This is a genomic window from Acuticoccus mangrovi (assembly GCF_016411865.1).
In the GTDB taxonomy this organism is placed as follows: Bacteria; Pseudomonadota; Alphaproteobacteria; order Rhizobiales; family Amorphaceae; genus Acuticoccus; species Acuticoccus mangrovi.
Genome location: NZ_JAEKJA010000021.1, coordinates 71456 through 97671 on the forward strand (window position 1 = coordinate 71456; position 26216 = coordinate 97671).

General features: G+C 69.0%; 18 protein-coding genes and 2 tRNA genes. 9 read left to right on the forward strand and 11 right to left on the reverse strand.

The annotated features are described in order from the left end of the window. Positions 1 to 15 precede the first annotated feature (15 nt). From JCR33_RS19545 to JCR33_RS19570, 6 genes are all read right to left on the reverse strand, one after another. A complete protein-coding gene (locus JCR33_RS19545; protein ID WP_198883809.1) occupies positions 16 to 1455 on the reverse strand; it encodes an aldehyde dehydrogenase family protein in 1440 nt (479 codons plus the stop codon). Positions 1456 to 1463: 8 nt separating this feature from the next. Then, the gene (locus JCR33_RS19550; RefSeq protein ID WP_198883810.1) at positions 1464 to 2405 is read right to left on the reverse strand and encodes a dihydrodipicolinate synthase family protein; all 942 of its coding nucleotides are present in this window, start codon (positions 2403 to 2405) and stop codon (positions 1464 to 1466) included. Between the two features lie 80 nt (positions 2406 to 2485). Beyond that, positions 2486 to 3481 carry an aldose epimerase family protein gene (locus JCR33_RS19555; protein ID WP_198883811.1) on the reverse strand — a complete coding sequence of 332 codons (996 nt, stop codon included), beginning with the start codon at positions 3479 to 3481 and terminating at the stop codon, positions 2486 to 2488. Beyond that, complete coding sequence (locus JCR33_RS19560) at positions 3478 to 4098, reverse strand: LysE family translocator (protein ID WP_198883812.1); 621 nt, start codon at positions 4096 to 4098, stop codon at positions 3478 to 3480. Before JCR33_RS19560 ends, JCR33_RS19555 begins: the two co-directional genes overlap by 4 nt. A 37-nt stretch (positions 4099 to 4135) precedes the next feature. After that, complete coding sequence (locus JCR33_RS19565) at positions 4136 to 4969, reverse strand: NAD-dependent epimerase/dehydratase family protein (protein WP_198883813.1); 834 nt, start codon at positions 4967 to 4969, stop codon at positions 4136 to 4138. Between the two features lie 119 nt (positions 4970 to 5088). Further along, positions 5089 to 5163 (reverse strand) — tRNA-Glu (locus JCR33_RS19570). 151 nt (positions 5164 to 5314) lie between these two features. On the opposite strand from JCR33_RS19570, the gene JCR33_RS19575 reads away from it, so the two are divergent. Further along, the gene (locus tag JCR33_RS19575) at positions 5315 to 5689 is read left to right on the forward strand and encodes a DUF6152 family protein (protein ID WP_211110439.1); all 375 of its coding nucleotides are present in this window, start codon (positions 5315 to 5317) and stop codon (positions 5687 to 5689) included. Continuing rightward, complete coding sequence (locus JCR33_RS19580) at positions 5689 to 6153, forward strand: DUF2214 domain-containing protein (protein ID WP_198883815.1); 465 nt, start codon at positions 5689 to 5691, stop codon at positions 6151 to 6153. The genes JCR33_RS19575 and JCR33_RS19580 overlap by 1 nt, the downstream gene beginning before the upstream one ends. Positions 6154 to 6315: 162 nt before the next feature. On the opposite strand, the gene JCR33_RS19585 is transcribed toward JCR33_RS19580, so the two are convergent. The 3 genes from JCR33_RS19585 to JCR33_RS19595 all read right to left on the reverse strand — a co-directional run bounded on the left by JCR33_RS19585 (position 6316) and on the right by JCR33_RS19595 (position 8724). Next, positions 6316 to 6738 (reverse strand): lysozyme inhibitor LprI family protein, encoded by a 423-nt coding sequence (locus tag JCR33_RS19585; RefSeq protein ID WP_198883816.1) that lies wholly within the window; start codon positions 6736 to 6738, stop codon positions 6316 to 6318. Between the two features lie 166 nt (positions 6739 to 6904). Then, a tRNA-Glu gene (locus JCR33_RS19590) sits at positions 6905 to 6979 on the reverse strand. Between the two features lie 65 nt (positions 6980 to 7044). Continuing rightward, positions 7045 to 8724, reverse strand: a complete 1680-nt coding sequence (locus JCR33_RS19595) for an acyl-CoA dehydrogenase family protein (protein ID WP_198883817.1) — start codon at positions 8722 to 8724, stop codon at positions 7045 to 7047. Between the two features lie 145 nt (positions 8725 to 8869). On the opposite strand from JCR33_RS19595, the gene plsY reads away from it, so the two are divergent. Next, complete coding sequence (gene plsY, locus JCR33_RS19600) at positions 8870 to 9484, forward strand: glycerol-3-phosphate 1-O-acyltransferase PlsY (protein ID WP_198883818.1); 615 nt, start codon at positions 8870 to 8872, stop codon at positions 9482 to 9484. Next, complete coding sequence (dprA, locus tag JCR33_RS19605) at positions 9481 to 10620, forward strand: DNA-processing protein DprA (RefSeq protein WP_198883819.1); 1140 nt, start codon at positions 9481 to 9483, stop codon at positions 10618 to 10620. The genes plsY and dprA overlap by 4 nt, the downstream gene beginning before the upstream one ends. A gap of 122 nt (positions 10621 to 10742) precedes the next feature. Here dprA and JCR33_RS19610 read toward each other — a convergent pair whose 3' ends face one another. Beyond that, positions 10743 to 12206 (reverse strand): MFS transporter, encoded by a 1464-nt coding sequence (locus tag JCR33_RS19610; protein ID WP_198883820.1) that lies wholly within the window; start codon positions 12204 to 12206, stop codon positions 10743 to 10745. Positions 12207 to 13005: 799 nt separating this feature from the next. Between JCR33_RS19610 and JCR33_RS19615 the strand changes: the two genes are divergently transcribed. From JCR33_RS19615 to JCR33_RS19635, 5 genes are all read left to right on the forward strand, one after another. After that, positions 13006 to 13692 carry an ABC transporter ATP-binding protein gene (locus tag JCR33_RS19615; protein ID WP_198883821.1) on the forward strand — a complete coding sequence of 229 codons (687 nt, stop codon included), beginning with the start codon at positions 13006 to 13008 and terminating at the stop codon, positions 13690 to 13692. Beyond that, the gene (locus JCR33_RS19620) at positions 13689 to 16250 is read left to right on the forward strand and encodes an ABC transporter permease (RefSeq protein WP_332461234.1); all 2562 of its coding nucleotides are present in this window, start codon (positions 13689 to 13691) and stop codon (positions 16248 to 16250) included. Before JCR33_RS19615 ends, JCR33_RS19620 begins: the two co-directional genes overlap by 4 nt. Before the next feature lie 136 nt (positions 16251 to 16386). Next, a complete protein-coding gene (locus JCR33_RS19625) occupies positions 16387 to 17181 on the forward strand; it encodes an ImuA family protein (RefSeq protein WP_198883822.1) in 795 nt (264 codons plus the stop codon). After that, a complete protein-coding gene (locus JCR33_RS19630) occupies positions 17178 to 18791 on the forward strand; it encodes a Y-family DNA polymerase (RefSeq protein ID WP_198883823.1) in 1614 nt (537 codons plus the stop codon). Before JCR33_RS19625 ends, JCR33_RS19630 begins: the two co-directional genes overlap by 4 nt. After that, positions 18775 to 22368: an error-prone DNA polymerase gene (locus JCR33_RS19635; protein ID WP_198883824.1), complete on the forward strand. Its 3594-nt coding sequence runs from the start codon at positions 18775 to 18777 to the stop codon at positions 22366 to 22368. The genes JCR33_RS19630 and JCR33_RS19635 overlap by 17 nt, the downstream gene beginning before the upstream one ends. Before the next feature lie 536 nt (positions 22369 to 22904). On the opposite strand, the gene JCR33_RS19640 is transcribed toward JCR33_RS19635, so the two are convergent. After that, positions 22905 to 26102 (reverse strand): calcium-binding protein, encoded by a 3198-nt coding sequence (locus JCR33_RS19640; RefSeq protein WP_198883825.1) that lies wholly within the window; start codon positions 26100 to 26102, stop codon positions 22905 to 22907. Positions 26103 to 26216 lie beyond the last annotated feature (114 nt).

Here is a 26216-nt window from a genome sequence, read left to right on the forward strand (position 1 = left end):
GGTCCTTTGGCGCGCTCAAGCGAGCGAGTAGGCGGTCTTGACGGTGGTGTAGAATTCGGCCGCGTACCGGCCCTGCTCGCGCGGGCCGTAGCTCGACCCCTTGCGCCCGCCGAACGGCACGTGCGGATCGACGCCCGCGGTCGGCAGGTTGACCATCACCATCCCGGCCTCGGCGTTGCGCTTGAAGTGCGTCGCATATTTGAGGCTGGTGGTGCAGATGCCGGAGGAGAGGCCGAACGGGGTGTCGTTGGCGAGCGCCAGCGCCTCGTCGTAGTCCTTGGCGCGGATCACCGTCGCCACCGGGCCGAAGATCTCCTCGCGGTTGATCCGCATATCGTTGGTGGTCTCGGTGAAGAGGGCGGGCTGGAGGTAGAAGCCCGGCGTCGCCCGGTTGAGGAGCTCACCGCCCCAGGCGAGGTTGGCGCTGTCCTCGGAGCGGCCGATGTCGAGATATTTGAGGTCGGTGTCGAGCTGCTTCTGGTCGACGACGGGGCCGATGTGGGTGCCGTCCTTGCGTGCGTCGTCGACGGTGAGGGCCTTCAGCTTGTCGATCGTCGCGGCGACGAACTTGTCGTGGATGCCCTCGGTCACGATGAGGCGCGAGGAGGCGGTGCAGCGCTGGCCGGTGGAGAAGAAGGCGCCGTTGATCGCGCAGTCGACGGCGATGCCGAGGTCGGCGTCGTCGAGCACCACGAGGGGGTTCTTGCCGCCCATCTCGAGCTGCACCTTGCGCATATATTGGGCGCACTTCGCGGCGACGTGCTTGCCGGTGCCCACCGAGCCGGTGAAGGTCACGGCGTCGACGTCGGCCGAATCGAGGATCGCCTCGCCCACCACCGAGCCGCGGCCCATCACGAGGTTGAGGACGCCGTCGGGCAGGCCGGCGCGCTTCAGGATGTCGGCGATCGCCCAGGCGCACCCCGGCACGAGGTCGGCCGGCTTGAAGACGATGGTGTTGCCGTAGCAGAGCGCCGGCGCGATCTTCCACGCCGGAATGGCGATCGGGAAGTTCCACGGCGTGATGATGCCGACGACGCCCATCGGCTCGCGGGTGATCTCGATGCCCACGTTGGGGCGGATCGAGGGCAGCACGTCGCCCGCAAGGCGCAGCGTCTCGCCGGCGAAGAAGTCGAAGATCTGACCCGCACGCGCCGCCTCGCCGATGCCCTCGGCGAGCGTCTTGCCCTCCTCGCGGGCGAGGAGCTCGCCGAGCTCGGCCTTGCGCGCCATGATCTCGGCGGCCGCGGCCGACAGGATCGCGTGACGCTGCGCCGGGTTGGACCGCGCCCACGCCGGTGCGGCGGCCTTGGCGGCGGCGATCGCCTCGCGCGTCGCGGCCGCGTCGGCCCGGGCGTAGCGGCCGATCACATCGTTGGTGTCGGACGGGTTGATGTTGTCGCTGGCGTCTTCGCCGCCCGTCCATTCGCCGCCGATAAGGTTCTGATGCAGATCCATGATTGGTCCTATTCGGCCGCCTGGGCCGTCGGGTGGTTAGCGGAAAGGAGCGCCTTCGCCACGTCGCGCACGCGCGCCGCGTCGGCCGCTCCTAGGCGGGAAAGAAGTGGCAGCATCGGCCCGGTGGCGGCGATGCCGGCCTGGTCCACGGCCTCGTGGAGCACGCGGATCTGGCTGATCTCGTCGCGCAGGTCCTCGAGCGGGCGCAGGCGCTGCCAGATGGCGTCGGCCTCGTCGGGCCGGCCCGCCTCGAGCGCGGCCTTGAAGGCGGTGGAGAGCGCCGGCGCGATCGACACAGAGCCCGAGGTGAAGCCGCGCAACCCCTTGCCCCATTGGGCGATCACCGGCCGCTCGCCCATGCCCGACACGATCCGGTCCGCCGACCCGACGGCGTCGAGCAGCGCGTCGAGGAAGGCGTCGTCGGCGGGGTCCGGCCGGTCGATGGCGTATTTGATGGCGGCGGCGGTTCCCTCGCGCAACAGCGCCGCGACCGACGCGGGGCAGAGCGCCGCCTCGTTCTTCAGGTAGACGGTGAGGGGGCGGCCGAAGCGGGCCGCGGCGCGGCGGATGCCGTCGACGACGCCGTCCTCGGTGAACGGGAAGGGGCGGGCGACGGGCAGCACCATCGCGGTCGGGAAGGCGCGGGTGGACAGGATCGCCGCCTGATCCATCATGCGACCGAAGTCGGGGCCGATCGACGGGATCATCCAGGCGTCGGCCGGGGCGCTCTCCTCGATGGCGTCGAGGATCGCGCCGTAGTCGGCGACGCCGACATGGTAGAACGCCGCGTTGCCGCCATAGAGGATGCTGGTGACGCCGCCGGCCGTCAGATGGTCGTGCAGCCGCTTCATCTCGGCCGGAGCGGGTCGCAGCTCGGCATTGAGGCAGAGGGGTGGAACGGCAATCACGCTGCGGCGGAGCAACGCCGTGTCGACGACACCCTGATACATCGCTGGCTCCCTCCCATTGTGTTTTTCCGAGGGGTAGCGGGCCACCGTACCGAGCGCAAGCGAGATGGCGCCTTCCCCCCTCAGCGCGGCGTGATGGTGATCCGTGTCGTCTGGCGATAGGGCCGCTCGGGTGTCGCGATGACCGAGGGGAAGGTGGGGTGGTTGACGGCGTCCGGCCAGTCCTGCGCCTCGAGGGCGATGCCGGCGAAGGGGCCGTAGCGCACCCCGTCGAGGCCCGGCACCGGGATCGGCGGCATGTTGGCGGCGTTGTAGACCTGAACGCCCGGCCGGTCGGTGGTGAGGGAGAGGCGCATCGCCTCGCCCTCCAGCGTCACCGCAGGTGCCCCGGCCACGGCGGGACGGTCGCGCCCGTTGAGGCAGAAGTTGTTGTCGATCGGGACATCGCCGACGCGGCGCGGGGTGCGGAAGTCGAGCGGCGTGCCGGCCACGGCGGCGAGCGTCCCGGTCGGGATGTTGTCGCGATCGGTGGCGGTGATCCGATCGGCGTCGACCATCAGCACGTGCTCGGCCGTCGGCCCGCCGAGGGCGTAGTAGGAGTGCTGGGCGAGGGCGACGGGCGTCGGCCGGTCGGGCACCGCGGTCATGTCGAAGGTGACGGTGGCGTCGGCGAGCGTCACGTCCACCGTCACGGCGACGCGGCCGGGATAGCCCATGTCGCCGTCCGCGCTCGTCAGCGTGAGGTGCAGGGTGTCGCCGTCGGCGGCCATCGCCCAGAGACGCTGACCGAAGCCGGCGCGGCCACCGTGGAGGTGGTGGCGCCCCTCGTTGCGGTCGAGAGCGTGGCGCTCGCCGTCGAGGGTGAAGCGCCCTTCGGCGATGCGGTTCGCGACACGGCCCGCGACGACGCCGAAGGACCGGCTGTGGGCGGGATAGGGCTCGAACGTCTCGAAGCCGAGGGTTACGGTGCGCGGCGTGCCCGTGCGATCGCGCACCTTCCAGTCGCGCACCACCGCGCCGTAGCTGAGGAGGCTGAGCGCGACGCTGTCGGAGGTGAGGCGGGCTTCGTGCACCGTCTCGCCGCGGTGGGTGGCGACGGGGGTGACGGCGATCGTCACGAGCGCTGGGCGGTGGTGGCGAGGAGGCCGGCCGCGCCCAGCATCATGCCGCCGCTGATGCGGTTCATCAGGCGCTGGCGCGCCGCCGTCAGCTCGAAGCGGCGCAAGAGGGCGCCGGCGAGGGCGTAGCCGCACGCCATCGCGAACTCGATGACGAGATAGAGCGCGCCGAGGGCGACGAGCTGGCTTGCGACCGAGCCACTCATGTCCACGAACTGCGGGATGAAGGCGGTGAAGAGGAGCATCGCCTTGGGATTGGTGATGGCGACGGCGAACTCCTTGCGGGCAAGGCTCATCGGCGTGCCCGCCTTCACCGGACCGTGGCTCACGACCCGCGCCCGCCAGGTCTTGACGCCGAGGAAGGCGAGATAGCCGACGCCCACCCACTTGATGACGGTGAAGGCGACCTCGGAGGCGGCGACCACCGCGCCGAGGCCGGCGATCACCAGGGCGAGCAGGATCGCAAAGGCGGCGAGGCGGCCGGACAGGCTCAGCGCGGTGGGGGCGAAGCCCGAGCGCATCCCGTTGCCGAGCGACAGGAGATTGTTGGCCCCCGGCGAGGCGGCGACCAGTGCCGCCGCGGGCACGAAGAGGATCAGCGTGCTGAAGGTCAGCATGGCGGACGGTCCTGTTGCGGGCGATCGCCGTGCACTATCACCGCGGCAGTCGGGCGGAAAGGGTGCGGGAGAGATCGCCGTCGAAGCCGTCGGCGCAGAAGGCGCCGCCCTGCAGGAGGTCGCCGACCGGATCGGCGGGAAGCTTCGCCTGCTCGGCCATCGCGTAGTCGACATGATCCTCGGCATGGTGCTTGGGCGCGTAGCCGAGGGCGAAGGCGGCCGAGTTGTCCCACCAGGCGCGCTCGTTGTGGGAGGCGCCATAGACGATCGCGTGATGGATGTCGGGGTGGGTCAGCCCGATGTCGATGAGCTGGGCGAGGTCTTCCGGGTGCAGCCAGATGGACAGGCGCCGATGGTCGGCCGGCTTCTCGGCGACGTTGCCGATGCGGATCGACATGACGCGCAGCCCGTGCTTGTCGGCAAACAGCGAGCCGAGTGCCTCGCCGAACGCCTTCGATACCCCGTAGAGACCGTCGGGACGCACGGCCTGATCGACGCCGATCCGGCGGGTGCGCGGATAAAACCCCACCGCGTGGTTGGAGGAGGCGAAGATGATGCGCGCCACCCCTTCGGCGCGGCAGGCGTCGTAGATGTTCCAGAGGCCGGCGATGTTGGCGTCGTGCACCGTCTGCCAGTCGGCCTCGACGGACTGGCCGCCGAGATGGATGAGGCCGTCGGCGCCGCGCATCAGCTCGTCCACGGCGGCGCGGTCGGTGAGGTCCGCGGTGTGCCAGGTCTCCTCGGCGGTGAGATCGGCGGGCGGCTCGGTGCGGTCGGACAGGATGAGGCGGTAGCGCGCGGCAAGGAGCGGCCGCAGCATCCCGCCGACGCCCCCTGCGGCGCCGGTGAGCACGATGGTGGGCTTCGTCATCCCTCGTTCCTCCCGAGTGTTGTTCGCGCGGGGGTACGACACGACGTCGCGGTTGTAAAACGCCGGCGGCGAGGGCGAAGGAAGTGGCGGGAGAAGAGACCTGGCGCGGGCGGCGAGATTGGCACGCCCTAGGGGAATCGAACCCCTCTTTCCAGAATGAGAATCTGGCGTCCTAACCGATAGACGAAGGGCGCGTGGCTCCGTGGGAACCGTCACCTAATCGGTTTTCGTGCGTTCGCCAAGGGGGGAAATGCAGTTCATCGCCATTTGATGTCGCAGCCCGTCGCCCGCGCCCGATCGTCGCCTATCTCGCCCGGTGGGACACGGGGAGACGATGCCATGACGATGACACGCCGAACGACCCTCGCCACCGCTCTTGCCACCGGCCTCGGCCTGGTGCTCGCGACGCCGGCCCTCGCCCACCACGGTTGGGCCTGGACGACGGGCGGCAACATCGTGCTGACCGGGATCATCCGCTCGGTTTCCCTCGGCAATCCGCACGGCGTGCTCGAGGTGGACGCGGAGGGCGAACTCTGGACGGTGGAGGTGGGGCAGCCGTGGCGCAACGCCCGTGCCGGCCTTGTCGACGGCGACCTCGCCGAGGGGGTGGAGGTCACCATCGAGGGGGAGCCGAGCGCCGACCCCGACGAGCGCTTGATGAAGGCCGAGCGCATCACCATCGCCGGCAAGGTCTACGAGCTCTACCCGGCGCGGAGCTGATGGAGGGGCTACTCGCCGCGCTCGAGGGGAGCGGCCTCGCGACCTGGGCCCGCGGCGCGCGCTGGGGCTACGCCGCGCTGAGCGGCGCGCACGTGCTCGGCATCGCTCTTCTCGTCGGGGCGATGGTGCCGCTCAACCTGGTGCGGCTGGGGCTCGGCCGGGTGCCGCAGGAGCCGATCGCCCGCGTCCTGGTGCCGGCGGCGGGGGTGGGGCTCGCTCTCGCCGCGGCGACGGGGGCGGTGCTCTTCGCCGTCCGCGCCAGCGAATATGCGGCGCTCGCGGTGGTGCAGGCGAAGCTCATTCTCGTCGCCCTCGGGACCGCGAGCGCGCTCGTGCTCCACGCCGCCTACGGGTGGTTCATGGAGCGGGCGGGGGCGCGCCGTCGCGCCATCCATGCCGGCGTGTCGCTGGTACTGTGGCTGATGGTGCTGGCGCTCGGCCGGCTGATCGCCTTCGTCGGGTAGCGCACGTCCCACTCGCGTGGAATCATTCGAGTGGGAATGCGTTCTCGCATCCAAAGAGTTGGAGCCTCTTGTCAGCGCTCGATGGCGAGTGGGATGCGCTGTCCGGCCGACTCGCATTGCGGGCGGTGAGCCGCATGGACGTTGCGTAGATGCACGGCCCGCCTATTGCGGCGGCACGGGGCAGGCGGTGTCGCCTTCCTCGCACGACAGGTAGGCATCGAGCGTTTCGGTGCGCGCCTTGGTGAGCCCGGTGAGGCACTCGGCCCAGACGAGCGGGTAGATCGATCCGCCGGACACCGCCGAGGTGGCGAAGGTGCATTCGGCGTCGCGGTAGGCGACCCACGCCTCTTCGGCCGCGCGCAGCAGCGCCGCCGCGTCGCTGTCGCTCGCGAGGCGGGCGAGGATCGCCTGATATTTGGCGTCGCGCGCGTCGTCGGCGGCCTCGTAGGCTTTGGCGGCGCATTCGTTGAGGTCGGCCTGGGTGGCGTCGTCGCCGCAGCCTTCGGCCGCCGCCGCCGTGGCGAAGCCGACGCAGAGGGCGACCGCCGCCGCGCGCAGAAGGTGGTGCATGGTGCCGTCGGACATTGTCCTCTCCCGTCTTCCGAATTCTTCTTGGGGAGGCCCATGGGGCGCTCCTCCCACGATCTGTCGGACCACAGCGGGCCGCCTCGGTCAAACGATGATGCGCGGAAGGCGGATGGGAATAGGGGCCGGCTCGGCGCGTGCCCGATCGCGCCTGCGAGGCGAGCGATGGTACGCCCTAGGGGAGTCGAACCCCTCTTTCCAGAATGAAAATCTGGCGTCCTAACCGATAGACGAAGGGCGCCCGGCCGTTGGCTTGGCGGGGGTTATAGTGACGCCCGGGGCGGGAGACAAGGGGCCGTGACGCCCTCAGTCCTCCGGCACCACGAACTCGATGACGGCGCCGGCGTCGAAGCGGCCGTCGAGAGCGCCGTAGGCGGCGCGGAAGCGCTCGCGCAGGCGCGAGGCGATGTAGGCCTCGGAGATCATCCGCGGCAGGTTGCGCCGCATCGCCGCGGCGGCGGCGGCCATCGCGAGCTGCTCGGCGAAGGTGCGCGCGAGGCTCGCATCCTGCGCGGCCCGCTCGCCGAGACGGGCGATGTCCTCCACGATGTCCTCGTTCTGGCCGCCGAGGTCGGCGCCGATCTCGTCGAGCGCGTCGCGCAGCACCGCGGGGTCGCGCTCCACCATGGCGGCGACCTCGAGGGCGGCCTCGTTGGTGGTGCCGTCCCACTGGGCGAGGGCGGCGAGGTCGGTGGCGATCCGCGCGGCCGGATGGGTGGAGATGGCGGCATGGGCGCCGATCGCCTCCACCGCCTCGATGGCGAAGGAGGGCGCGATGGTGAGGGCGTAGACGCGCGCGGCCGGCGTGACGAGACGGGCGAGCGCGTGGTCGCCGTCGCGCTCGAAGGCCTGGTCGAAGGCGATGGCGAGGCGCATGGCGAGGGCGGTCTGGGCGGCGCTTTCGAGGGCGAGGTCGGCGAGGACGCGGGCGTGGAGCGGCTGGGCGATCAGCGCCCGGTCGAGGCTCTGGGCGTAGCGGGCGTGATGGGCGACGCGGCTGACGGCGGCCCGCATGGCGCCGGCGGCGATCACCACGGCGTCGAGCTGGGTGAGGGTGCGCACGTCGCGCAGCACCTGGAGGCCGCGGCCCGGCTCGCCCACGAGGCGGGCGGCGGCCCCGTCGAACGCGACGCCGGCGATCGCCTGGGCGGCGAAGCCTCCCACCGACTTCAGCCCGGCGATGCGGATCGCCTCGGCATTCTCCGGCGCGAAGCGAGGCACCATGGCGGCCGTCGGCCCCTCCGGCGTGGTGCACAGGACGAGGGCCATGTCGCTCGCCGGCGCACAGACGAACCACTTCTCGCCGGTCACGTGGATGCGGTCGCCGCCGGTGATCTCGCCGCGCATGGCGACGGCGGCGCGGTCCACCCCGGCGCCGCGCTCGGCGAGGGCGAGGGTCACCGTCGCCCCCTCCTTGTCGTCGAGCGGCACGGGGCGGCGGTCGTAACGGCGCGAGGCGATGAGGGGGAAGAGCTCGGCCTCGAGGTCGGGCATGTGGGCGAGGGCGGCGACGGCGGCATGGGTCGCCGAGATCGGCAACAGGTGGCCGCGCTCGCACTGCGCCGTGAGGAAGAGGGTCGCGGCGCGCAGGCGATGCTGGCGGCGGTCCTCGCCCTCCTCCCAGGCGGAGGAGAGGAGGCCCGCGCTCACGCTGCGGTTCATCAGCGCGTGATAGGCGGGGTGGATCTCGAGCTGGTCGATGCGGCGGCCCTCGAAGTCGTCCGGGCGCAGGGCGGGTCCGTGCGCGGTCGCGAGGCGGGCGACCTCCTGCGCCTCCGACGAGCCCCAATAGGTGCCGAGCGTCGTCAGCTCGTCCTCGGTGGTCTCGTCGAGGGTGGAATCGAGCGAGGCGGTGAGCACCGGGTCGGAGGCAAAGGCGTTGAGGCCGGCATAGTCGGGCTGGCGGGCGGGCGCGCGAGGGCTGGCGGCGGTGGCGCGGCGGGCGCCGGCGCGGCGGCTCAGCGTCTCGTCCATCGTCTTGTGCAACCCGACATCCTTTGCCCCATCCAACCCATAATATTGGGGAATATGAAAGTTTACCTGCCTGCCATCGGGACAGCAACGGCTGTCTTGCGGCGCTGCGGTGATTGAGCCACTGATCGGGGCGGGGAAGCAACACGTTGGGACGAAAATGCCCGATCCAATAAGCTGGGCTGCGGTCTGGCCCTACTTCGCGGCCATGTTCTTGGTCGCCTATCTTCTCGGATCGATCCCGTTCGGTGTCCTTCTGACCCGTTTCGCGGGGCTCGGGGACGTGCGCAACATCGGCTCCGGCAACATCGGGGCGACCAATGTCTTGCGCACCGGTCGCAAAGATCTCGCGGCGGCGACGCTCCTGTGCGACGCGTTGAAGGGGGCGGCGGCGGTGATCATCGGCGCCCGATGGGGCGGGCCGGACTTCGTGGTGACGGCGGCGCTCGGCGCCTTTCTCGGTCACCTCTTTCCGGTGTGGCTGGGCTTCAAGGGCGGCAAGGGCGTCGCGACCTACGTGGGCTGTCTGATGGCGGCGGCGTGGCCGGCGGGGCTCGCGTTCGCCGCGATCTGGCTCGGCGTCGCCTTCACGCTGCGCTATTCTTCGCTCGCCGCGCTGCTCGCCTCGCTCGCGACGCCCTTCGTGCTCGCGGCGCTCGACCGCTACCAGCTCGCCGAGGCGTTCGCGCTGCTGACGCTCCTCCTGTGGCTCAAGCATCATGCCAACATCCGCCGGCTGATCCGCGGCGAGGAAAGCCGGATCGGCAAGAAATGAGGCCGCCGCGCGCCGACGAGGAGGACGACTGGATCCGCTTGGCGCGATCGGAGAATGTCGGCGCGGCCACCTTTCACGACCTCGTCGCCCGCTGCGGCAGTGCGGCGGCGGCGCTCGAGATGATGCCGGAGCTCGCCACCCGGGGCGGGGCGCGGCGGCCGCTGCGCATCGCATCGCGCGATGTGGCGGCGCACGAGCGGGCGGCGGCGAAGCGCCTCGGGGCGCGTCACGTGTTCCTCGGAAGCGCCCTCTATCCGCCGCGGCTCGCGCGGATCCATGCGCCGCCGCCGGTCATCATGGTGCGCGGCGATCCGGCGTTGTTGAGCCGACGGGCGATCGCGGTGGTGGGCTCGCGCCGGGCCTCGGCGGCGGGGCGGACGATGGCGTGGACCCTGGCCGAGGCGTTCGCGGCGGCGGAGCGGGTGGTGGTGTCCGGCCTCGCCCTCGGGATCGATGGGGAGGCGCATCGCGCGGCGCTCGCCGGCGGCACGGTGGCGGTGATTGCGGGCGGCATCGACCGGCCGACACCGGAGGAGCATCTCGAGCTCGCCGAGGAGATTGCCGAGCGGGGGGCGTTGGTGTCGGAGATGCCGATGGGCTGGGCGCCGTTCGCGCGCGACTTTCCGCGCCGCAACCGGCTGATCGCGGGGCTGTCGGAAGGCGTCGTGGTGGTGGAGGCGGCGGCGCGCTCCGGTGCCCTCCACACCGCCCGCTATGCTCTGGACCAGAACCGCGAGGTTTTCGCCGTGCCTGGCTCGCCGCTCGATCCGCGGGCCGCCGGGGCGCTCGCCCTCCTGCGCGACGGGGCGACGATGGTGATCGAGCCGCGCGACGTGCTCGACGCTCTCGGCAGCGAGGCGACCACTCTTCCGCTCGGTTTCGACGAGCCGCCGGCCCCGTTCGAGGCCGGTCCGCTCGGGGCCGGCGGCTTCGCGGCTGGCGTGGCGGGGGCCGCCGAGCGGGTCGCCGATGCCCTCTCCCTGACGCCGGTGAGCCACGATGCGCTGGTGCGGGCGACGGGGCTCGCGGCGGGCGCCGTCGCCGCGGCGGTGGTGGAGCTGGAGTTGGCGGGCCGCGCCGAGCGGGAGGGCGACGGCCGTGTGCGCCTGAGCCTCGCAGACCGCGGGTCGCGGTAGCCGCACCGCGGCGGGCGGCGTTGCGGAGCGGCTGCAGGCGGCCTTTTCCATGGTCGCCTGCGTGGCGGTCCGCAACGCCCGCGCGAGCTTTCGCTGCGGCGAGAGCGCCCCGGGCCGACAAATCAGAGGGTGAACGGCTCGTCGCCGATCGTCTCCAAGCTGCGTCCGGCGGTCTCGATCCGGAAAATATAGGTGATGAGGGCGCCGAGGAGGGAGGTCACGACGAGACCCCCGAGTAGGACCTCGGTGCCGATGTCGGTGAGGAGAATGGGGAAGAGAAAGGCCGTCGCCACCGCGCCGATCTTGGCGAACGAGGCGGCAAAGCCCGCTCCCTTGGCCCGGATCTCGGTGGGGAAGACCTCGCCGGCGATCAGGTAGGTCTGCGCGTTCGGGCCCATGTTGGTCATGAAGTTGAAGAGCATGAAGCCGACGAAGATCAGCGCCGTTTGGGTCGCGCCGTCGGTGGTGGCGGAGAGCACGGCGATCGCGAGGCCCAAGGCGCAGCCGACGAAGCCCACCACCTGCAGTCGGATCCGGCCGACCCGATCGGCGAAGAGGATCGCTGCGAGGATGCCGACGAGCAGGAGCACGTCGATCAAGGCGGCTCCCTTGGCGGCGATCATGTCCTTCTGCACCAGGACGGCGATCGACGTGGCGTGCTCTTGCGCCGAGCCGATGGTGCTCGCGAGGATCACCGGGGTGAAGATGCCGATCCCGTAGGTTCCGAGGTCCTGTAGGAACCAGGGGACCGAGGCGAGCATGGTCGCGCGGATGTTGCGGCGACTGAAGAGCGCGCCATAGCCCGTTTCGGCGGATCCGTCGGCACCCTGCGGCTCGGCGAGATCGATGGCGCGCGGGTATGTGGGCTCGCGCTTCAGCAGCCGCAGGGTCGAGGCACGCGCGGCCTCCAGGCGTCCGTTCACCATGAGAAAATGCGGGCTTTCGGTGATCGTCAGCCGCGCCGCGACGACGGCGAGGGCGGGGATCACCGCAACCGCATACATCCAGCGCCAGGCGCCGATGTCCTGCACGTTGGCGAGGATCAGATAGCCGACGGCGGTGCCGAACAGCGCTCCGACCGCCTGGAAGGCGAACGCGCCGAGCACCAGACGGCCCCGCAGATGGGTGGATGTGGTCTCCGAAATGATGAGATGGGCCGTCGGGTAGTCGCAGCCGAGGGCGATGCCGATGCCGAACAGGCAGGCGAGCAGCCACCAGATGTCGGGGCTGAAGCAGACGAGCACGAGGAAGACGGTGAAGATCACCATCTCGAACACGAAGAGGCGTTTGCGCCCGTGCCGGTCGGCGAGGCCGCCGAGGAGGCTGGCGCCCACCAGGATGCCGGCGAGTGAGGCGGCTGTCACGAGGCCGTGCTGAAGCTTCGAGATCGCGAATTCCTGCGCGATGAGGGGCAAGGCGATGCCGCCCATGAAGACGACCATCCCCTCGAAGAATTTTCCCGCCGAGGCGAGCGCCCAGATGCGGATCTGCATCGGCGTGATGGGCGTCCCCGGTGAGGGTGTCCCGTCCGCCCAAGCGGGGCGTTCGTCGAGGTAGCTTTGTACGGTGCGAGGAGTGCTGGCCATCCGGCGTCGTCCTTTGGCTGCCGTACCGTTGAGCAGCCGGCCGTCGCGAGCAGAAGGGACTGCAAATCCCCCCTGCAGGAACGGTCGGTCGGCACGGCGGTGAGGGCTTGCCGGACGGGTTGATCTGCGGGCCGGCGCCACGAGGGGCGCTTAACCGATGACTATCAAACTCCTGTGACAGCGGGCGGATTGCGTCCGCCTGGGGGGCTTGCGATGGCTCGCATGCGTTCGACCCGCAGTGCCGGTCGCGGCGCCGCGCCGGTATCGGCCGACATCGCACCGCCCTGCAGTCTGGTGGCGCGGCGAAACGCTTCGGTCGCTTGCGGGAGAGGCGTATACGGCAATGCTTGCATATGCGGCGACGGTCGGCGCATGCCGGCGCTGCGCCCATCCTCTTTGTGGTTTGGCGAGCCTCGGAGGGGGGAGGCTCTGCCGTCGGAGCGAGATCGCGGCCTCGCGTGTCCGAGATGCTGCGGAAGGCGCGGCCGATCGTGTTCGGACGGCGGGAGGTTTGCGCGGCCGCTCGTCGCATCGGCGCCGGAGACGCCTCCTCGCGACGCTCCGATGCCCATCTCCCATCGAGAGCCGTCGCCGGTGCATTCTGCGGTTTACCGGCACGGCCGGCGCATCGGCGACATCGGTGGCGATCAGCGGATCGTTGGCGATCACGCAAACATGACGATTGTGATCCGAGTGCAGCGCAATATGTAGCCGACGTGCGGCCGACCGCCATGAGCGCGCGGTGAAGGCGGTTCCAAATGCGGGCGATGAGGCTGCCCGTCGATGCAAAGGGCCAACGATGGGAGCTTCCCCGCTGATCGAGATGCGCGACGTTCATCTGACCCTCGGTCGTGGACCGACCGCCGTTCCCATCCTGCGCGGCGTGGACCTCAGCGTCGATGGCGGTCGATCGGTCGGGGTGATCGGCCCTTCCGGGTCGGGGAAGTCGACCCTTCTGATGGTGCTCGGAGGGCTGGAACGGCCCGACGCCGGGAGCGTGCGGATTTCCGGCGAGGAACTGACGGCAATGGACGAGGATGCACTGACGGTCTTCCGAGGACGATCGATCGGCATCGTCTTCCAGTCCTTTCATCTTATCCCGACGATGACGGCACTTGAGAATGTCGCGGTCCCGCTGGAGCTTGCCGGGGTCGAGGACGCCATCGCCCGTGCTCGCGCGGAGCTTGCGGCGGTCGGGCTCGGGGAGCGGACCGGCCATTATCCGACCGAGCTTTCGGGCGGCGAACAGCAGCGTGTCGCCATTGCCCGGGCGCTGGCGCCGCGTCCGGCCGTGCTCCTCGCCGACGAGCCGACCGGCAACCTCGACGATGCGACGGGACGCGACATCATCGAACTGATGTTTGCGGTGCAGGAGCAGCGGCGGCAGACCCTGCTTTTGGTCACCCACGACCGCTCCCTCGCCGCCCGGTGCGACGAGTGCGTGCGCATGCGGCAGGGGCGTATCGATACGGAAGTCGCGGCTTGACGCGCTCGGTGGGGCCGGCCGGCATGCGACTTCCCCTCGTTGTTCGCTTCGCGCTTCGGGAGATGCGTGGAGGGCTGCGCGGCTTCTATGTCTTCATCGCCTGCATCGCACTCGGGACGGGCACCATCGCCGCGGTCAACTCGCTGGCGAGCGGTCTCGGCGACAGCATCCGCGCCGAGGGGCAGGCGCTGCTTGGGGGCGACATCGCGTTCTCGCTGATCCACCGTCGGGCGAGCGAGGATGAGCTGTCCTTCCTCGAGAAGGCTGGCCGGCTCACGACGGTCGCGACCCTGCGGGCGATGGCGCGCCCGCCGGATGGGCGGCAGACGCTCGTCGAGGTGAAGGGCGTCGACGACGCCTATCCGCTCTATGGCGATCTCGAGCTCCGATCGGGGCGTCCTCTCGCGGCCGATTTTGCTGACGCCGGCGAGGTGATACCCGTCGTCGTCGATGCGAGTCTCCTGACGACGGCCGGCCTTTCGATCGGCGACGAGTTCGGCCTCGGGCGGCTGACCGTGCGCGTCGCCGACGTGATCACCCGAGAGCCGGACAAACTCTCGGGAGGGATTGCGTTCGGGCCCCGCGTCCTCATGCCGATCGAGGCGCTCGATGCGTCTGGGCTCGTCGCCACGGGCAGCCTGGTCCGTTGGGGATATCGGATTGCCGGCACCGACAGGCCGATGTCCGAGGCCGAGATCGAGGCGACGATTGCAGCGGCGCGCGAGGCGTTTCCGACGGCGGGGTGGCGGATCGAGACGCGGAACGAGGCCGCGCCGCAACTGCGTCGCTCCATCGACAGTTTCGCGCAGTTCCTCACCCTCGTCGGTCTGACGTCGCTCGCCGTCGGCGGTGTCGGTGTCGCCAATGCCGTCCGTGCCTATCTGGCGCGTAAGCGCACTTCCATCGCGACGTTCCGCTCGCTCGGCGCTTCGCGCGGCTTCGTCGTCCGGCTCTATCTGGTGCAGATCATGATGCTGGCGTCGATCGGGGTCGTCGCGGGCTTGCTCCTCGGAGCTGTCGGACCGCCGATCGCGGCGTTCGCTCTGCGTGACTTCCTGCCGGTGTCGGCGCTTTTTTCCATTTTCCCCGCCGATCTCCTGCTTGCTGCCGTCTACGGTCTGCTGACGGCGGTCACCTTCGCCTTGTGGCCGCTCGGACGGGCCTACGCGATCCGTCCGAGCGCGCTTTTCCGCGACGATCCCGCCCCCGTCGCCGGCGGTGGGCGGATCTTTCTGGCGCTGACGAGTGTCTCGGCAGCACTGTTGTGCGGGCTTGCGATCGCGGCGGCCTATGATCCCTTGCTGGCACTCTTCTATGTGCTCGGCGCGGGGGCCGTCTTCGTCGTCCTCAGGGTGATTGCCGGAGCGATCATGGCTGCTGCCCGGCAGCTGCCGCGGTCGCGTTCGGTGGTCGTGCGCCTTGCGGTGGCAAACATTCACCGCCGTGGCGCCCTGACGCCGACGGTCACTCTGTCGCTCGGCTTGAGCCTCACCCTTCTCGTGACCCTGGCGCTCGTCGACGGTAATCTGCGCCATACGCTCACCTCGAGCCTTCCTGCCGAGGCGCCGAGCTTCTTTTTCATCGATATTCAGAATGAAGAGCTGGATGGCTTTCTTCAGCTTCTGAACGACGTCGCCCAAGGGGGCGACGTGCGCTCGCAGCCGATGCTGCGGGGGCGGATCGTCGCGATCAACGGCGTTGCGGCGGAGGATTGGCCGGAAACGGAGGCGTCTTGGGTGCTGCGGGGCGACCGCGGCATCACCTACGCGGCCGAGCTTCCCGCCGACAGCCGACTTGTTGCGGGGCGGTGGTGGCCGCCCGAAGGCGCGGAGGGCAACGAGGTGTCGTTCGCCGCGGGACTTGCCGAAGAGCTTGGGGTCGGGGTGGGTGACCGGTTGCGCGTGAACGTGCTGGGGCGGGAGGTGGAGGCCACCATCACGAACCTGCGGACCGTCGATTGGGAGACGCTGTCGATCAACTTCGTGATGGTGTTTTCGCCGAATGTGTTCGCGGGCGCACCTCATGCCCATCTTGCCACGCTCACGTTTCCGGAGGGTGGGGAAGATGCGCTCGAACTCGCGGTGCTGAAGCGTGTCAGCGAGGCCTATCCGACGGTCACGAGCATTCGCGTGAAAGAGGCGCTGGAGGCGGTGAACGGGGTCATTTCCGATCTTGCCCTCGCGGTCCGGGCTGCGGCGGGCGTCACGTTGCTGTCGGCGATGTTGGTGCTCGCGGGAACGCTCGCAGCAAGCCATCGCAGTCGGATCTACGACGCCGTCATCTTGAAGACGCTCGGGGCGCGGCGCCGGGTGCTGCTCGAGGCTTATTCTTTGGAATATGCACTGCTCGGCCTCGCTTCGGCGGTGTTCGGGGTGCTGGCGGGGACGGCGGGGGCCGTCGCAATCACCGTGGGCTTGATGGACTTGTCCTTTGTGTTTCTTCCTGTTTCGGCGATCGGCGCCGTGGTGGTGGCCGTCGTGGTGACGGTGGGACTTGGGCTGGTGGGAACGTGGCGCGCCTTGAATGAAGCGCCGGCCGCAGTCCTTCGCGATCTGTAGGCCCGACCGGCAGCGGTCGGCGGGCGATCTGGTCATACGGCCTCCAGCACATCCGTTGAGGGCATCGCGTCACAGATACATCTATAAATTGATATTTTCGCGTTGACAAGAGTCTTGTATCCTGTATGTTCCGATTATGGACGGAACATTAACCAATCCCCCTATTGTGTCGCCTTCTGCAGAGGCTTTGCGTTCTCTTATCGATCGCGCATGCGACGTGCATTTCGTTCCCAACCAACGATCAAAACAGGAATTATTTTTTAGCTCATCGACATTGCGTCAATTTTTCTCTCATCAGATTCGAGCATCTCTTCATATTTTTCACATGAATAATATCCTGATTTCAGGAATTTTAAGTGGATTTATCTTGAATCTAGTGCACTCAAGAAATTTAAAATATAAATTATGTACTTATGTAACTCATGAATATCTAGAGGGCGAAAGTGGACGGTTGGATGGGGCTGGGCTGGAAGGGTTAGGGTTCGAGCCTTCAGAGTGGCTGGTTGTGTTTGCTAAAAATTCCTCTTATGTTCTTTTTGCGATCGAAGAAGCTCTTCATTCAGGAGTCGTCGATGCCGTGGTGGCCGAGCTGCCCGTCACTACGGCCGTGGAATTCAAGACGACCCAGCGGTTGGCGTTGAAGAGCACTCGGGCGGGCGTTCCGGTTTTTCTCATCCTGTCGGGGCCATCTCTGCCGCTTCCGACGGCGGCCCGGACACGTTGGGAGGTCTCCGCGGTCCCCTCGCGATGCGGTGATCAGGATCGGTGGCTCGGGGATCCGGCATGGAGGGTTCGCCTGCTCAAGAATCGGGATGGCCCGTGTGGTGAGGCCATCGTCCGGTTCTCGCCGCGAGAGCAGCGTATTTACGAGGTGCCGACGCAAGAGAGGAGCGGCCGTCTCTCGGCGAATTTCCCAAGGCTGGCACCATGAGTGGCGCCGATGGGCGAGCGCGTCGGGTCATGCATGTGTGGCTTCCCTCGCTGGCGACGGATCGCCTCTCCATCGAGCGTGTTCGGGAGTTGCGTCGACAGCGCAGCGGGGCCGCTTTCTCCGAACTTCTGGCACAGGTGAGGGCGGAACCGCTGGCAACGGTGATGCCCGCCTCTGGAGGCCGGTCGATCGATGCATTGAATGAAAGCGCCAGAGCGGCGGGGCTGAGCGTGGGTCTCAGTCTCGCTGATGCAAGAGCGCAATTTCCGGAACTGCAGAGCGATCCGTCGGACCCGGTCGCGGATCAGGAAACGCTTGTAGCGATCGGCCGCGCGGTCGATCGCTACACGCCTTTCGTCGGCCTTGCGCCACCGTCCGGCCTGTTCCTCGACATTAGCGGCTGCGCTCACCTTTTCGGCGGTGAGGAAGCCCTGCGCGCCGATATCCTGAAGCGGCTGTCGGCTTGGGGATATGAGGTGAAGGCGGCGATTGCCGACAGTCCGGCGGTGGCCTGGGCCGTCGCCCGTCATGGCGAGATGGGCATAATTCCGCCGCGGCAGAGCCGAGAGGCGGTTGCATCGCTGCCAGTCGAAGCGCTGCGCATCGCGCCGGACATGGCCTCGATGCTGCGGCGCCTCGGTCTCAAGACCGTCGATGCCGTGCTGTGTCAGCCGCGACGCCCGCTCTTGGAGCGCCTCGGTCCATGGCTCACCCGGCGGATCGATCAGATCGAGGAGCGGGAGAGTGAGCCGATCACGCCGCTCACGCCAACGGCACCCTTCGTGGCGGAGCATAATTTTGCCGACCCCATCGCACATCTGGAGGCGATCGAAGGTGCGCTGCGCCATCTCGCGGAGCGGCTGTCCCGTGCGCTCGAGCAGCGGGGCGAGGGCGCACGTCGGTTGCTCTTGCGTCTCTTCCATGCCGACGGAGCTGTGCGGGAGGTCCGGGTGGGGGCGAGCCGCCCTCTCGCCGACCCCGATCGCATCCGGGAGCTTCTCGCCCCACGTCTTGCCATGCTGTCGGCCCGGATCGAAGCCGACAGCGGGATCGACCTCATCCGCCTTCATGCAGAGGAGACGGGACCCCTCGATCCCGAGCAGGGCGATTTTCAGCAGGAAAAGGTGGCGTTCGCCGATATCGCACGGCTCGTAGACGTTCTGTCGGAGCGTTTGGGAGCCGATGCCGTCCAGTGTTTCGTGCCCGTCGATACCCATCAGCCGGGCAAGGCCTATCTCCGCCGCCCCGCTCGCGAATGGCTCGAGAAGGGGAGGCGGGAGGCTGGTTCGCAGCCCATGCCGGCTTCGCTGGCGAGCGAGAGATTGCCGCCCTTGCGTCCGATCAAGGTTTTCACGCCGCCTGAGCCGATGGAGACGCTCGCAAGCGTTCCCGATGGTCCGCCGATCCGCTTCACCTGGCGGCGCGTCTCCTATCACGTGGCCGCGGCGGAGGGGCCGGAGCGGATCGCCCCGCCTTGGTGGGAGGGCGGTGAGACGTGCGACTATTATCGCGTGGAGGATATCGAGGGTCACCGGTTCTGGATATTCCGCCAGGGCCTCTATGGCGAGGCGCAGCAACCCCGTTGGTTCATGCATGGGCTCTTCGCGTGAGGGCGCCGTGTTCGTGGAGCTCGCGGCGAGCAGCAATTTCTCGTTTCTTCGTGGCGCGTCTCACCCGGAAGAGATCGCGGCGGCCGTCGCCGCGAGCGGAGCGTCGGGCTTCGGACTGTGCGACCGCAACACGTTGGCGGGCGTGGTGCGGGGCCATATGGCGGCTCGCCAGATGGGTCTCGACTTTGCGCCCGGGTGCCGCCTCGTGTTCGCGGACGCGACGCCCGACGTGCTTGCCTGGCCGATGGACCGGCGCGCCTATGGGCGTCTCTGCCGTCTCCTCACCATCGGCAACATGCGGGGCGAGAAGGGAGATTGCTCCCTCTTCCTCGATGATCTCGTTGCCTGGGGGGAGGGCCTCGCCCTCGCCCCCGTGGCGGAGACGGGGACGCATGATGCTCTCGACGCGGCGCTTGCCACGCTGGCGCCTGTCGCCGGCAGCCTGCGTCTTGCGGTCAACCGGCCATACGGTCCGGCCGACGCGCGCCTGCTCGCCACCTGGTCAGGCCTTGCGCGGCGCCATGGCGTTGCCCCGCTCGCCACCAATCTGCCCCTTTACCACACCCCCGCCCGCCGGCCGCTGCAGGACGTCGTTACGGCGATCCGCGCGCACACGACGGTGGATCAGGCGGGGCGCCGCCTCGCCGCCAATGCCGAGCGGCACATCAAGACGTCGATGGAAATGGCCCGTCTGTTCGCCGAGCTGCCCGAGGCGGTGGGAGAGACCCGGCGGCTGATGGAGAGCCTCGCCTTTTCGCTGGAGGAGCTGCGCTATGAATATCCCGAAGAGCCGACGGACCCGGGGCGGACCCCGCAGCAGACATTGGAGCGTCTCGTCGCACACGAGGCGAAGGCGCGATATCGGGCAGGGGTTCCGCCGAATATCGCAAAGGGCCTGCAGCACGAGCTTTCGATCGTCGAAGGCCTCGGCTATGCGCCTTATTTCCTCACCGTCTACGACATCGTGCGTTTTGCCCATAGTCGCGGGATCCTCGTCCAAGGGCGTGGCTCCGCCGCGAACTCGGCGATCTGCTATTGCCTTGGGATAACGGAAGTGGATCCGAGCAGCAGCGAGCTCCTGTTCGAGCGCTTCATTTCGCCGGAGCGGCCCGAGCCGCCCGACATCGACGTCGATTTCGAGCACGAGCGGCGCGAGGAGGTGATCCAATATATCTATGAAAAATATGGCCGGGAGCGTGCCGGGATCGCGGCCACGGTCATCACCTACCGCTCGCGCTCGGCGGTGCGCGAGGTCGGTAAGGCGCTGGGGTTCTCGGAGGACGCCGTCGCCGGCCTCGCCGGTGCCATCTGGGGGCGGTCGGACGGAGGGATCGCCGACGAGGACGTGCGCCGTCGCGGGCTCGATCCGACCGATCGCCGGGTCGACCATCTGATGCGACTGTCGGATGAGATCATCGGCTTCCCGCGGCATCTGTCGCAGCATGTGGGCGGGTTCGTCATCACCCGAGGGCGGCTCGACGAGCTCGTTCCCATCCGAAAGGCGGCGATGGACGGGCGCACCAACGTCGAGTGGGACAAGGACGATCTCGACGCCCTCGGGATCTTGAAGATCGATGTTCTGGCGCTCGGCATGCTGACGTGCCTGCGCAAGGGATTGGCCCTGCTCGCAGCGCACTACGCCGCCGATTTTCCCGCTCCGCCGGCGTGCTCGGCCCCGCCGGGCGAGACGGCCGGCGTGCCCGAACATGCGGACTGGCCGGTGACCATCGCCACCATTCCCAAGGAGGAGGCCGAGGTCTACAAAATGATCTGCCGCGCCGACACGCTGGGCGTCTTCCAGATCGAAAGCCGCGCGCAGATGACGATGCTGCCGCGCCTCAAGCCGAGCACATTCTACGATCTCGTGATCGAGGTGGCGATCGTGCGCCCTGGCCCGATCCAGGGGGACATGGTGCACCCCTATCTGCGGCGCCGGCAGAAGAAGGAGCAGGTGAATTATCCGACGCCGGAGCTGAAGGATGTGCTTCAGAGGACCCTCGGGATCCCGCTGTTCCAGGAGCAGGCGATGCGTATCGCGATCGTCGCGGCGGGCTTTACTCCCTCCGAGGCCGATCAGCTTCGCCGCGCCATGGCGACCTTCAAGAAGGTCGGCACCATCGGCACGTTTCAGCAGAAGATGATCGACGGGATGACTGCGCGCGGCTATACGCGCGACTTCGCCGAGCGTTGCTTCAAGCAGATCGAGGGGTTCGGCGAGTACGGCTTTCCCGAGAGCCATGCGGCGAGCTTTGCGATCCTCGTCTATGCCTCGTCCTGGTTGAAGTGCCATTATCCGGACGTTTTCTGCGCCGCCCTCCTCAACAGTCAGCCCATGGGGTTTTACGCGCCGGCCCAGATCATCCGCGACGCGCAGCGTCACGGCGTGGAGGTGCGCCCCGTCGACGTCAACCATTCCGAGTGGGACTGCACGCTTGAGGAGGGGCCGCCCGCGGCCGAGCGGCTGCATCCCGATCACGCCGAGATGCGTGGGGCGATCCGCTCGCGCCACGCCGTGCGGCTCGGCCTGCGGTTCGTGAAGGGGCTCGGGGAGGGAGCGGTCAGGCGGCTCGTGGCGGAACGGGGGGCGGGCTACGATTCGGTGCGCGATCTGTGGCTGCGGTCCGGCCTGTCGCGATCGGCGGTGGAGCGGCTCGCCGATGCCGACACCTTTGCCTCGATCGGCTTGAGGCGGCGCGATGGTCTGTGGGCGGCGGCGGCGCTCGATGCTGCCGGCCGGGCAGAGGATCTGCCGCTCTTCGCCGCCGCCAACTATGTGACGCTGCAGGAGGAGACCGCGGCCGACCTGCCGCCGATGCCGCCGGGCGAGGAGGTGATCCATGACTATCGCTTCCTGTCGTTCTCGTTGAAGGCGCATCCGGTAGGCTTCGTACGCCACCACCTGGCGCGCGAGAGGGTGGTGCGGGCGGAGGAGCTGCGGCATCGGGGCAACGGCGTGCGGGTCGCCGTCGCCGGGTTGGTGCTCGTGCGCCAGCGGCCGGGCTCGGCCAAGGGCGTCATCTTCATGACGGTGGAGGACGAGACGGGCATCGCCAATGTGATCGTCTGGCCGCGCGCCTTCGAACGGTTCCGCCACGTGATCCTCGGGGCCCGTTTCGTCAGCGTGACGGGGCGCCTTCAGAGCGAGCAGGGGGTGATCCACGTGGTCGCCGAAAAGGTGGAGGACCGGACCCATTTGCTCGATGGGCTGAGCGAGGAGGTGGTGACGTGGGACGCGCTCGACCGAGCCGACGAGGTGAAGCGGCCCGGCCATGACGGGCGCACGAGCGAGAGGGCAGGGGCCCGGCTTTCCCGCCTCTTGAAGGCGGCTCCGGAGCTCTCGGGCGATCTCGCCGCGGCGGTGGCGCAGAATGCGACGTTGAAGGCGGCGCTCGAGGCGCACCGGCATGCCGCGGCGCTGATCGCGACCGGACGCGGCGAGGATGACGATCCGCCGGGGTCTTCGCCTATGCTGCAGGAAAGGTCACGCCCGACGACCTCCGACCGTCCACCCCCAGGGGCGCGGCGGGGCGCAGGACGAACCCATCGCGCACTGCCCAAGGGGAGGAACTTCCATTGAGAGGATCGCTGCGGCTCCGCGCACCCGCGCGCAGTCGCGGCGATCCCGATCGGCTCGACCCCCGCGCCGGGCGTGACGGTCGAGCCTCACCATTCCCTTCCGGCGGAGCAGTCGGCGCGGTGGCGCGAGGCCGGCCGCTCCGCGGGCCCTGCCGCGCCAGAGGCCCGGCTTCATGTCTGGGGAAATCGCAGCGCCGCCATGGACATGCCGGCCGCGACACCGTTACCCAGCTCCCAGCTCCCAGCTCCCAGCTCCCAGCTCCCAGCTCCCAGCTCCCAGCTCCCAGCTCCCAGCTCCCAGGGGCTCGGAAGCGATGCAGCCGCGCTGCAGCCATTCCCCTGAGCGTGGCCGGGCCGGTCGCGTCCGATCCCGTCTCGTCGGGCGAGCGCGGCATGCCGCTCGGGCGTCTCGGCGGGATGGCGGGGGCGGGGAAGTTCACGCCGGAGGCGCCGCGGGGGAAGCGCGTCGGCGGATCGCGCCGAGGAGGAAAGGGGGGCGCACCTCCCTTTCCGGTCGTCGAAGGCACCGGCTTGCGGTCAGAGGACGATGAAGTCGCTCTCGCTCAGCGAACCGGTGTTGATGCCCTGGAGGGCGGCGATCACGTTGCCGTCGAAGAGGATCTTGTCTCCGGAGAAGCTGAGGTCGCTGTACTCCAGCCCGTCGGCGAGGCCGATGAGATCGAACGACGCGTCGAAGTCGCGCACCGTCAGCAGACCGCCATTGTCCTCCACCACGAAGATGTCGAAGCCGGCGTCACCGAAGGCGACGTCCTTGCCGGGGCCGCCGATGATGATGTCGTCGCCGTCGCCGCCGACGAGGGTGTCGTTGCCGGCATCGCCGAACAGGAGGTCGTCGCCGCCGTCGCCGATGACGTTGTCGCGCCCGTTGCCGCCGTAGAGGGTGTCGTCGCTGCCGCCGCCGCGCAGGGTGTCGTTGCCGCCGCCGCCGAACACGTGGTCGGAGGCGGAGCCGCCGTCCGCGTAGTCGTGGCCGCCGCCGCCGTTGAGGGTGTCGTCCTGGGTGCCGCCGCCGAGGACGTCGTCGCCGGAGCCGCCGCGAATGAGGTCCTCGCCGGTGGAGCCCGTCAGCGTGTCGTCGCCGCTGCCGCCGTTGAGCGTGTCGTTGCCGGCGCCGCCACGGGCGACGTCGCTGCCGTCGCCGGCGGCGGCGAGGTCGTCGTTGTCGCCGCCGTTGAGGCTGTCGGCACCGTCGCCGCCGACGAGGCTGTCGTCGCCATCGCCGCCGAACAGCGTGTCGTTGCCAGCCATTCCGGCGAGGAGGTTGCCGGCGGTGTCGCCGCCGAGCACGTCGCCTCCGGAGCCCCCGTCGACCTCGTCGGGGCCGATCACGGTGCCGGAGACGAGGATCTCGCCGCCGCTGCCCGAGCCGCCGGAGCCGATCGCTTCGCCGGAGAAGGCGTCGTTGGCGGTGACGACGGAGGTGCCCACCGAAAGCTCGGCGCCATCCGCGGCATAGATGCCGCCGCCGTCGTTGGTCGCGCTGTTCTGGGTGATCGTGGCGCCCGCAATGGTGCTGCTCGTGCCCGCGCCGACCCAGAGGCCGCCGCCATCGTTGTTGGCGGAATTGGCGCTGAACACGTCGTCGGTGGAGACGAGGCTCGTGCCGCTGCCGGCAACGTGCAACCCGCCGCCGTCGCCCGGGCTGGAGAAGACCGTGTTGCTGATGTAGGCGTTGTCGGTGGATACGAGCGTGCCGCCGCTGATCTGGGCACCACCGCCGCCGCCCCGCCTCGCCAGGTTGTCGCGCAAGGTGGTGCCGCTGATCGTCACATCGCCGCCGGTGGACAGGAGCCCGCCGCCGGAGCCCCAGGCACCGATCGCCGCGTTGGCGGCGATCGTGGCGTTCGTGATCTCCAGCGTGCCGCCGTTGTTGAAGATGCCGCCGCCGCCGTTGTCGGCATCGTCCCCCAGTGCCGTGTTTCGGGCGATGGTGCTGTCGTCGATCACCATCGTCGCACCGGCCTGGTTCCAGAGGCCGCCGCCCTCGGAGGCGGCCTCGTTGTCCGAGACGGTGGTCGTGGAGAGCGAGACGTTGGCCGCGCCGCTCACGTGCATGCCGCCGCCGTTGCCGGGGTTGCTGCCGGTGTCGTTGCTCTCGCCAGCGACGTTGTCGACGATCGTGGAGTCGACGATGTCGACGTTGCCCTCGACCACCTCGATGCCGCCGCCGGCGCGTGAGGCGGCATTGTCGGCGATGTAGGTCGCGTCGATCTCGACATTGCCGCCGGTGGAGAAGATGCCGCCGCCGGAGCCGGACATGCCCATGGCGGCATTGCCGAGGACGGTGCTGGTTTCGACGGTCAGGTCACCGCCGTTGTTGAAGATGCCGCCGCCGCCGTTGGTTGCCTCGTTGCCGCGGGCCCTGTTGTCCTCGACCGTGCTGTCGATCAGGACCATCTCGCTGCCGGCCTGGTTCCACAGCGCGCCGCCTTCCGAGCTCGCCTGGTTCAGCGCGAAGAGCGAGTTGCGGATCGCGATCTCGCTGCTGCCGGAGACGTGGAGGGCGCCGCCGTTGCCGGGGTTCGCGACGGTGGCCTCGCGGTCGAGGTAGGCGGACAGCTCGATGTACGCGTCGAGGAGGGCGTAAGGGCCGTCGCCGGCCTCCACGCCGTCGGCCGCGTCGGGGTCGCCGACGATGGCGTCGGCGTCGCCTGCGAGGTTCTCGGCGAAGTCGGACGAGCTCACGTCGACGGTGCCGTCGACGACCTCGACCGCGCCGCCCGCACGCGAGGCGGCGTTGCCGACGAAGGTGTCCTCATGGACGATCAGTCGCCCGTCGGCCGACAGGACCGCGCCGCCGGAGCCGGAGGTTCCGCTCGCGGTGTTGTTGATGAACGTGCTTTCGAGCAGCACGGTGAGGCCGCCTTCGCTGAAGACGGCGCCGCCGCCTTGGTCCGCCGCGTCGCCTTGGGCATCGTTGCTCAAGAAGATGCCCAGGGCGACGTTGACGGCGGAGTCGGCGGCGTTCCAGATGGCACCGCCTTCGCCCGAGGCGACGTTGTCGGCGAACACGGCGTTGACCAGGGCGACGATATTGTCCGCGCCCGTGACGTGGATGGCGCCGCCGTTGCCGGCGAGGCCGTCCGGATCGATGGCGGCATTGGCCGTGAAGCTCACGTCACTGCCGTCGAGCTCGCTCTCGTCGGCGAGTTCGATGGCGCCGCCCGCCTCTTCGGCGGTGTTGTTCTCGAACGACACGTAGGTGAGCTCGAGGCTGCCGTCGAAGCCGGCGGTGGAGCGGATGCCGCCGCCGGAGGCGCCGTCGCCGGTGACGGTGTTGTCGCTCACCTCGACCCCTTCGAGGGCGAGGCGGCCGTCGGTGTGGAGGATCGCGCCGCCGCCGGAGCCGTCGGTGGTGGCGCCGTTGGTGAGGTCGAGGCCCCGCAACGTCACGTCGTCGCCGGAGATGGTGAAGAGGCGGCTCGCCGCGTCGCCGTCGAGAACGATGTTGAGATCGTTGAGGATCGCGTCGCCGTCGTCGTCTTCCTCGAGCTCGATTTCTTCGTTGTTGCCGTTGATCAGCACCGAGTCGGTGATGGCGATCTCGCCGAGGGTGAAGGTGAGCGTGCCGCCCTCGAGCGAATCCTCGAAGACGATCGTGTCGGCGCCTGCGTTGGCATTGGCGAGGGCGACGGCTTCGCGAAGGGACGTTCCCGCCCCGGCTCCGGCCCCGTTGTCTTCGTCAGTCAGCGTATCGACGATGAAGACTGTCATAGCTGCTCTCCAATGATTTTCCGCCGAAAGGTGATCCGGACGTTCCCGTTTCTTTTCTTACGAACGCATCTGGCGTGCGGATCTCGGAGGCGGAGAAGAAATGTAAAAACTTGT

Coding starts and splice junctions, on each gene's coding strand:
- JCR33_RS19560 (WP_198883812.1), bottom strand. CDS start 4,098: ATGCTGACCTTCAGCACGCTGATCCTCTTCGTGCCCGCGGCGGCACTG.
- plsY (WP_198883818.1), top strand. CDS start 8,870: ATGCCCGATCCAATAAGCTGGGCTGCGGTCTGGCCCTACTTCGCGGCC.
- JCR33_RS19585 (WP_198883816.1), bottom strand. CDS start 6,738: ATGTCCGACGGCACCATGCACCACCTTCTGCGCGCGGCGGCGGTCGCC.
- JCR33_RS19630 (WP_198883823.1), top strand. CDS start 17,178: ATGAGTGGCGCCGATGGGCGAGCGCGTCGGGTCATGCATGTGTGGCTT.
- dprA (WP_198883819.1), top strand. CDS start 9,481: ATGAGGCCGCCGCGCGCCGACGAGGAGGACGACTGGATCCGCTTGGCG.
- JCR33_RS19545 (WP_198883809.1), bottom strand. CDS start 1,455: ATGGATCTGCATCAGAACCTTATCGGCGGCGAATGGACGGGCGGCGAA.
- JCR33_RS19640 (WP_198883825.1), bottom strand. CDS start 26,102: ATGACAGTCTTCATCGTCGATACGCTGACTGACGAAGACAACGGGGCC.
- JCR33_RS19635 (WP_198883824.1), top strand. CDS start 18,775: ATGGGCTCTTCGCGTGAGGGCGCCGTGTTCGTGGAGCTCGCGGCGAGC.
- JCR33_RS19575 (WP_211110439.1), top strand. CDS start 5,315: ATGACACGCCGAACGACCCTCGCCACCGCTCTTGCCACCGGCCTCGGC.
- JCR33_RS19625 (WP_198883822.1), top strand. CDS start 16,387: ATGGACGGAACATTAACCAATCCCCCTATTGTGTCGCCTTCTGCAGAG.
- JCR33_RS19580 (WP_198883815.1), top strand. CDS start 5,689: ATGGAGGGGCTACTCGCCGCGCTCGAGGGGAGCGGCCTCGCGACCTGG.
- JCR33_RS19550 (WP_198883810.1), bottom strand. CDS start 2,405: ATGTATCAGGGTGTCGTCGACACGGCGTTGCTCCGCCGCAGCGTGATT.
- JCR33_RS19610 (WP_198883820.1), bottom strand. CDS start 12,206: ATGGCCAGCACTCCTCGCACCGTACAAAGCTACCTCGACGAACGCCCC.
- JCR33_RS19565 (WP_198883813.1), bottom strand. CDS start 4,969: ATGACGAAGCCCACCATCGTGCTCACCGGCGCCGCAGGGGGCGTCGGC.
- JCR33_RS19615 (WP_198883821.1), top strand. CDS start 13,006: ATGGGAGCTTCCCCGCTGATCGAGATGCGCGACGTTCATCTGACCCTC.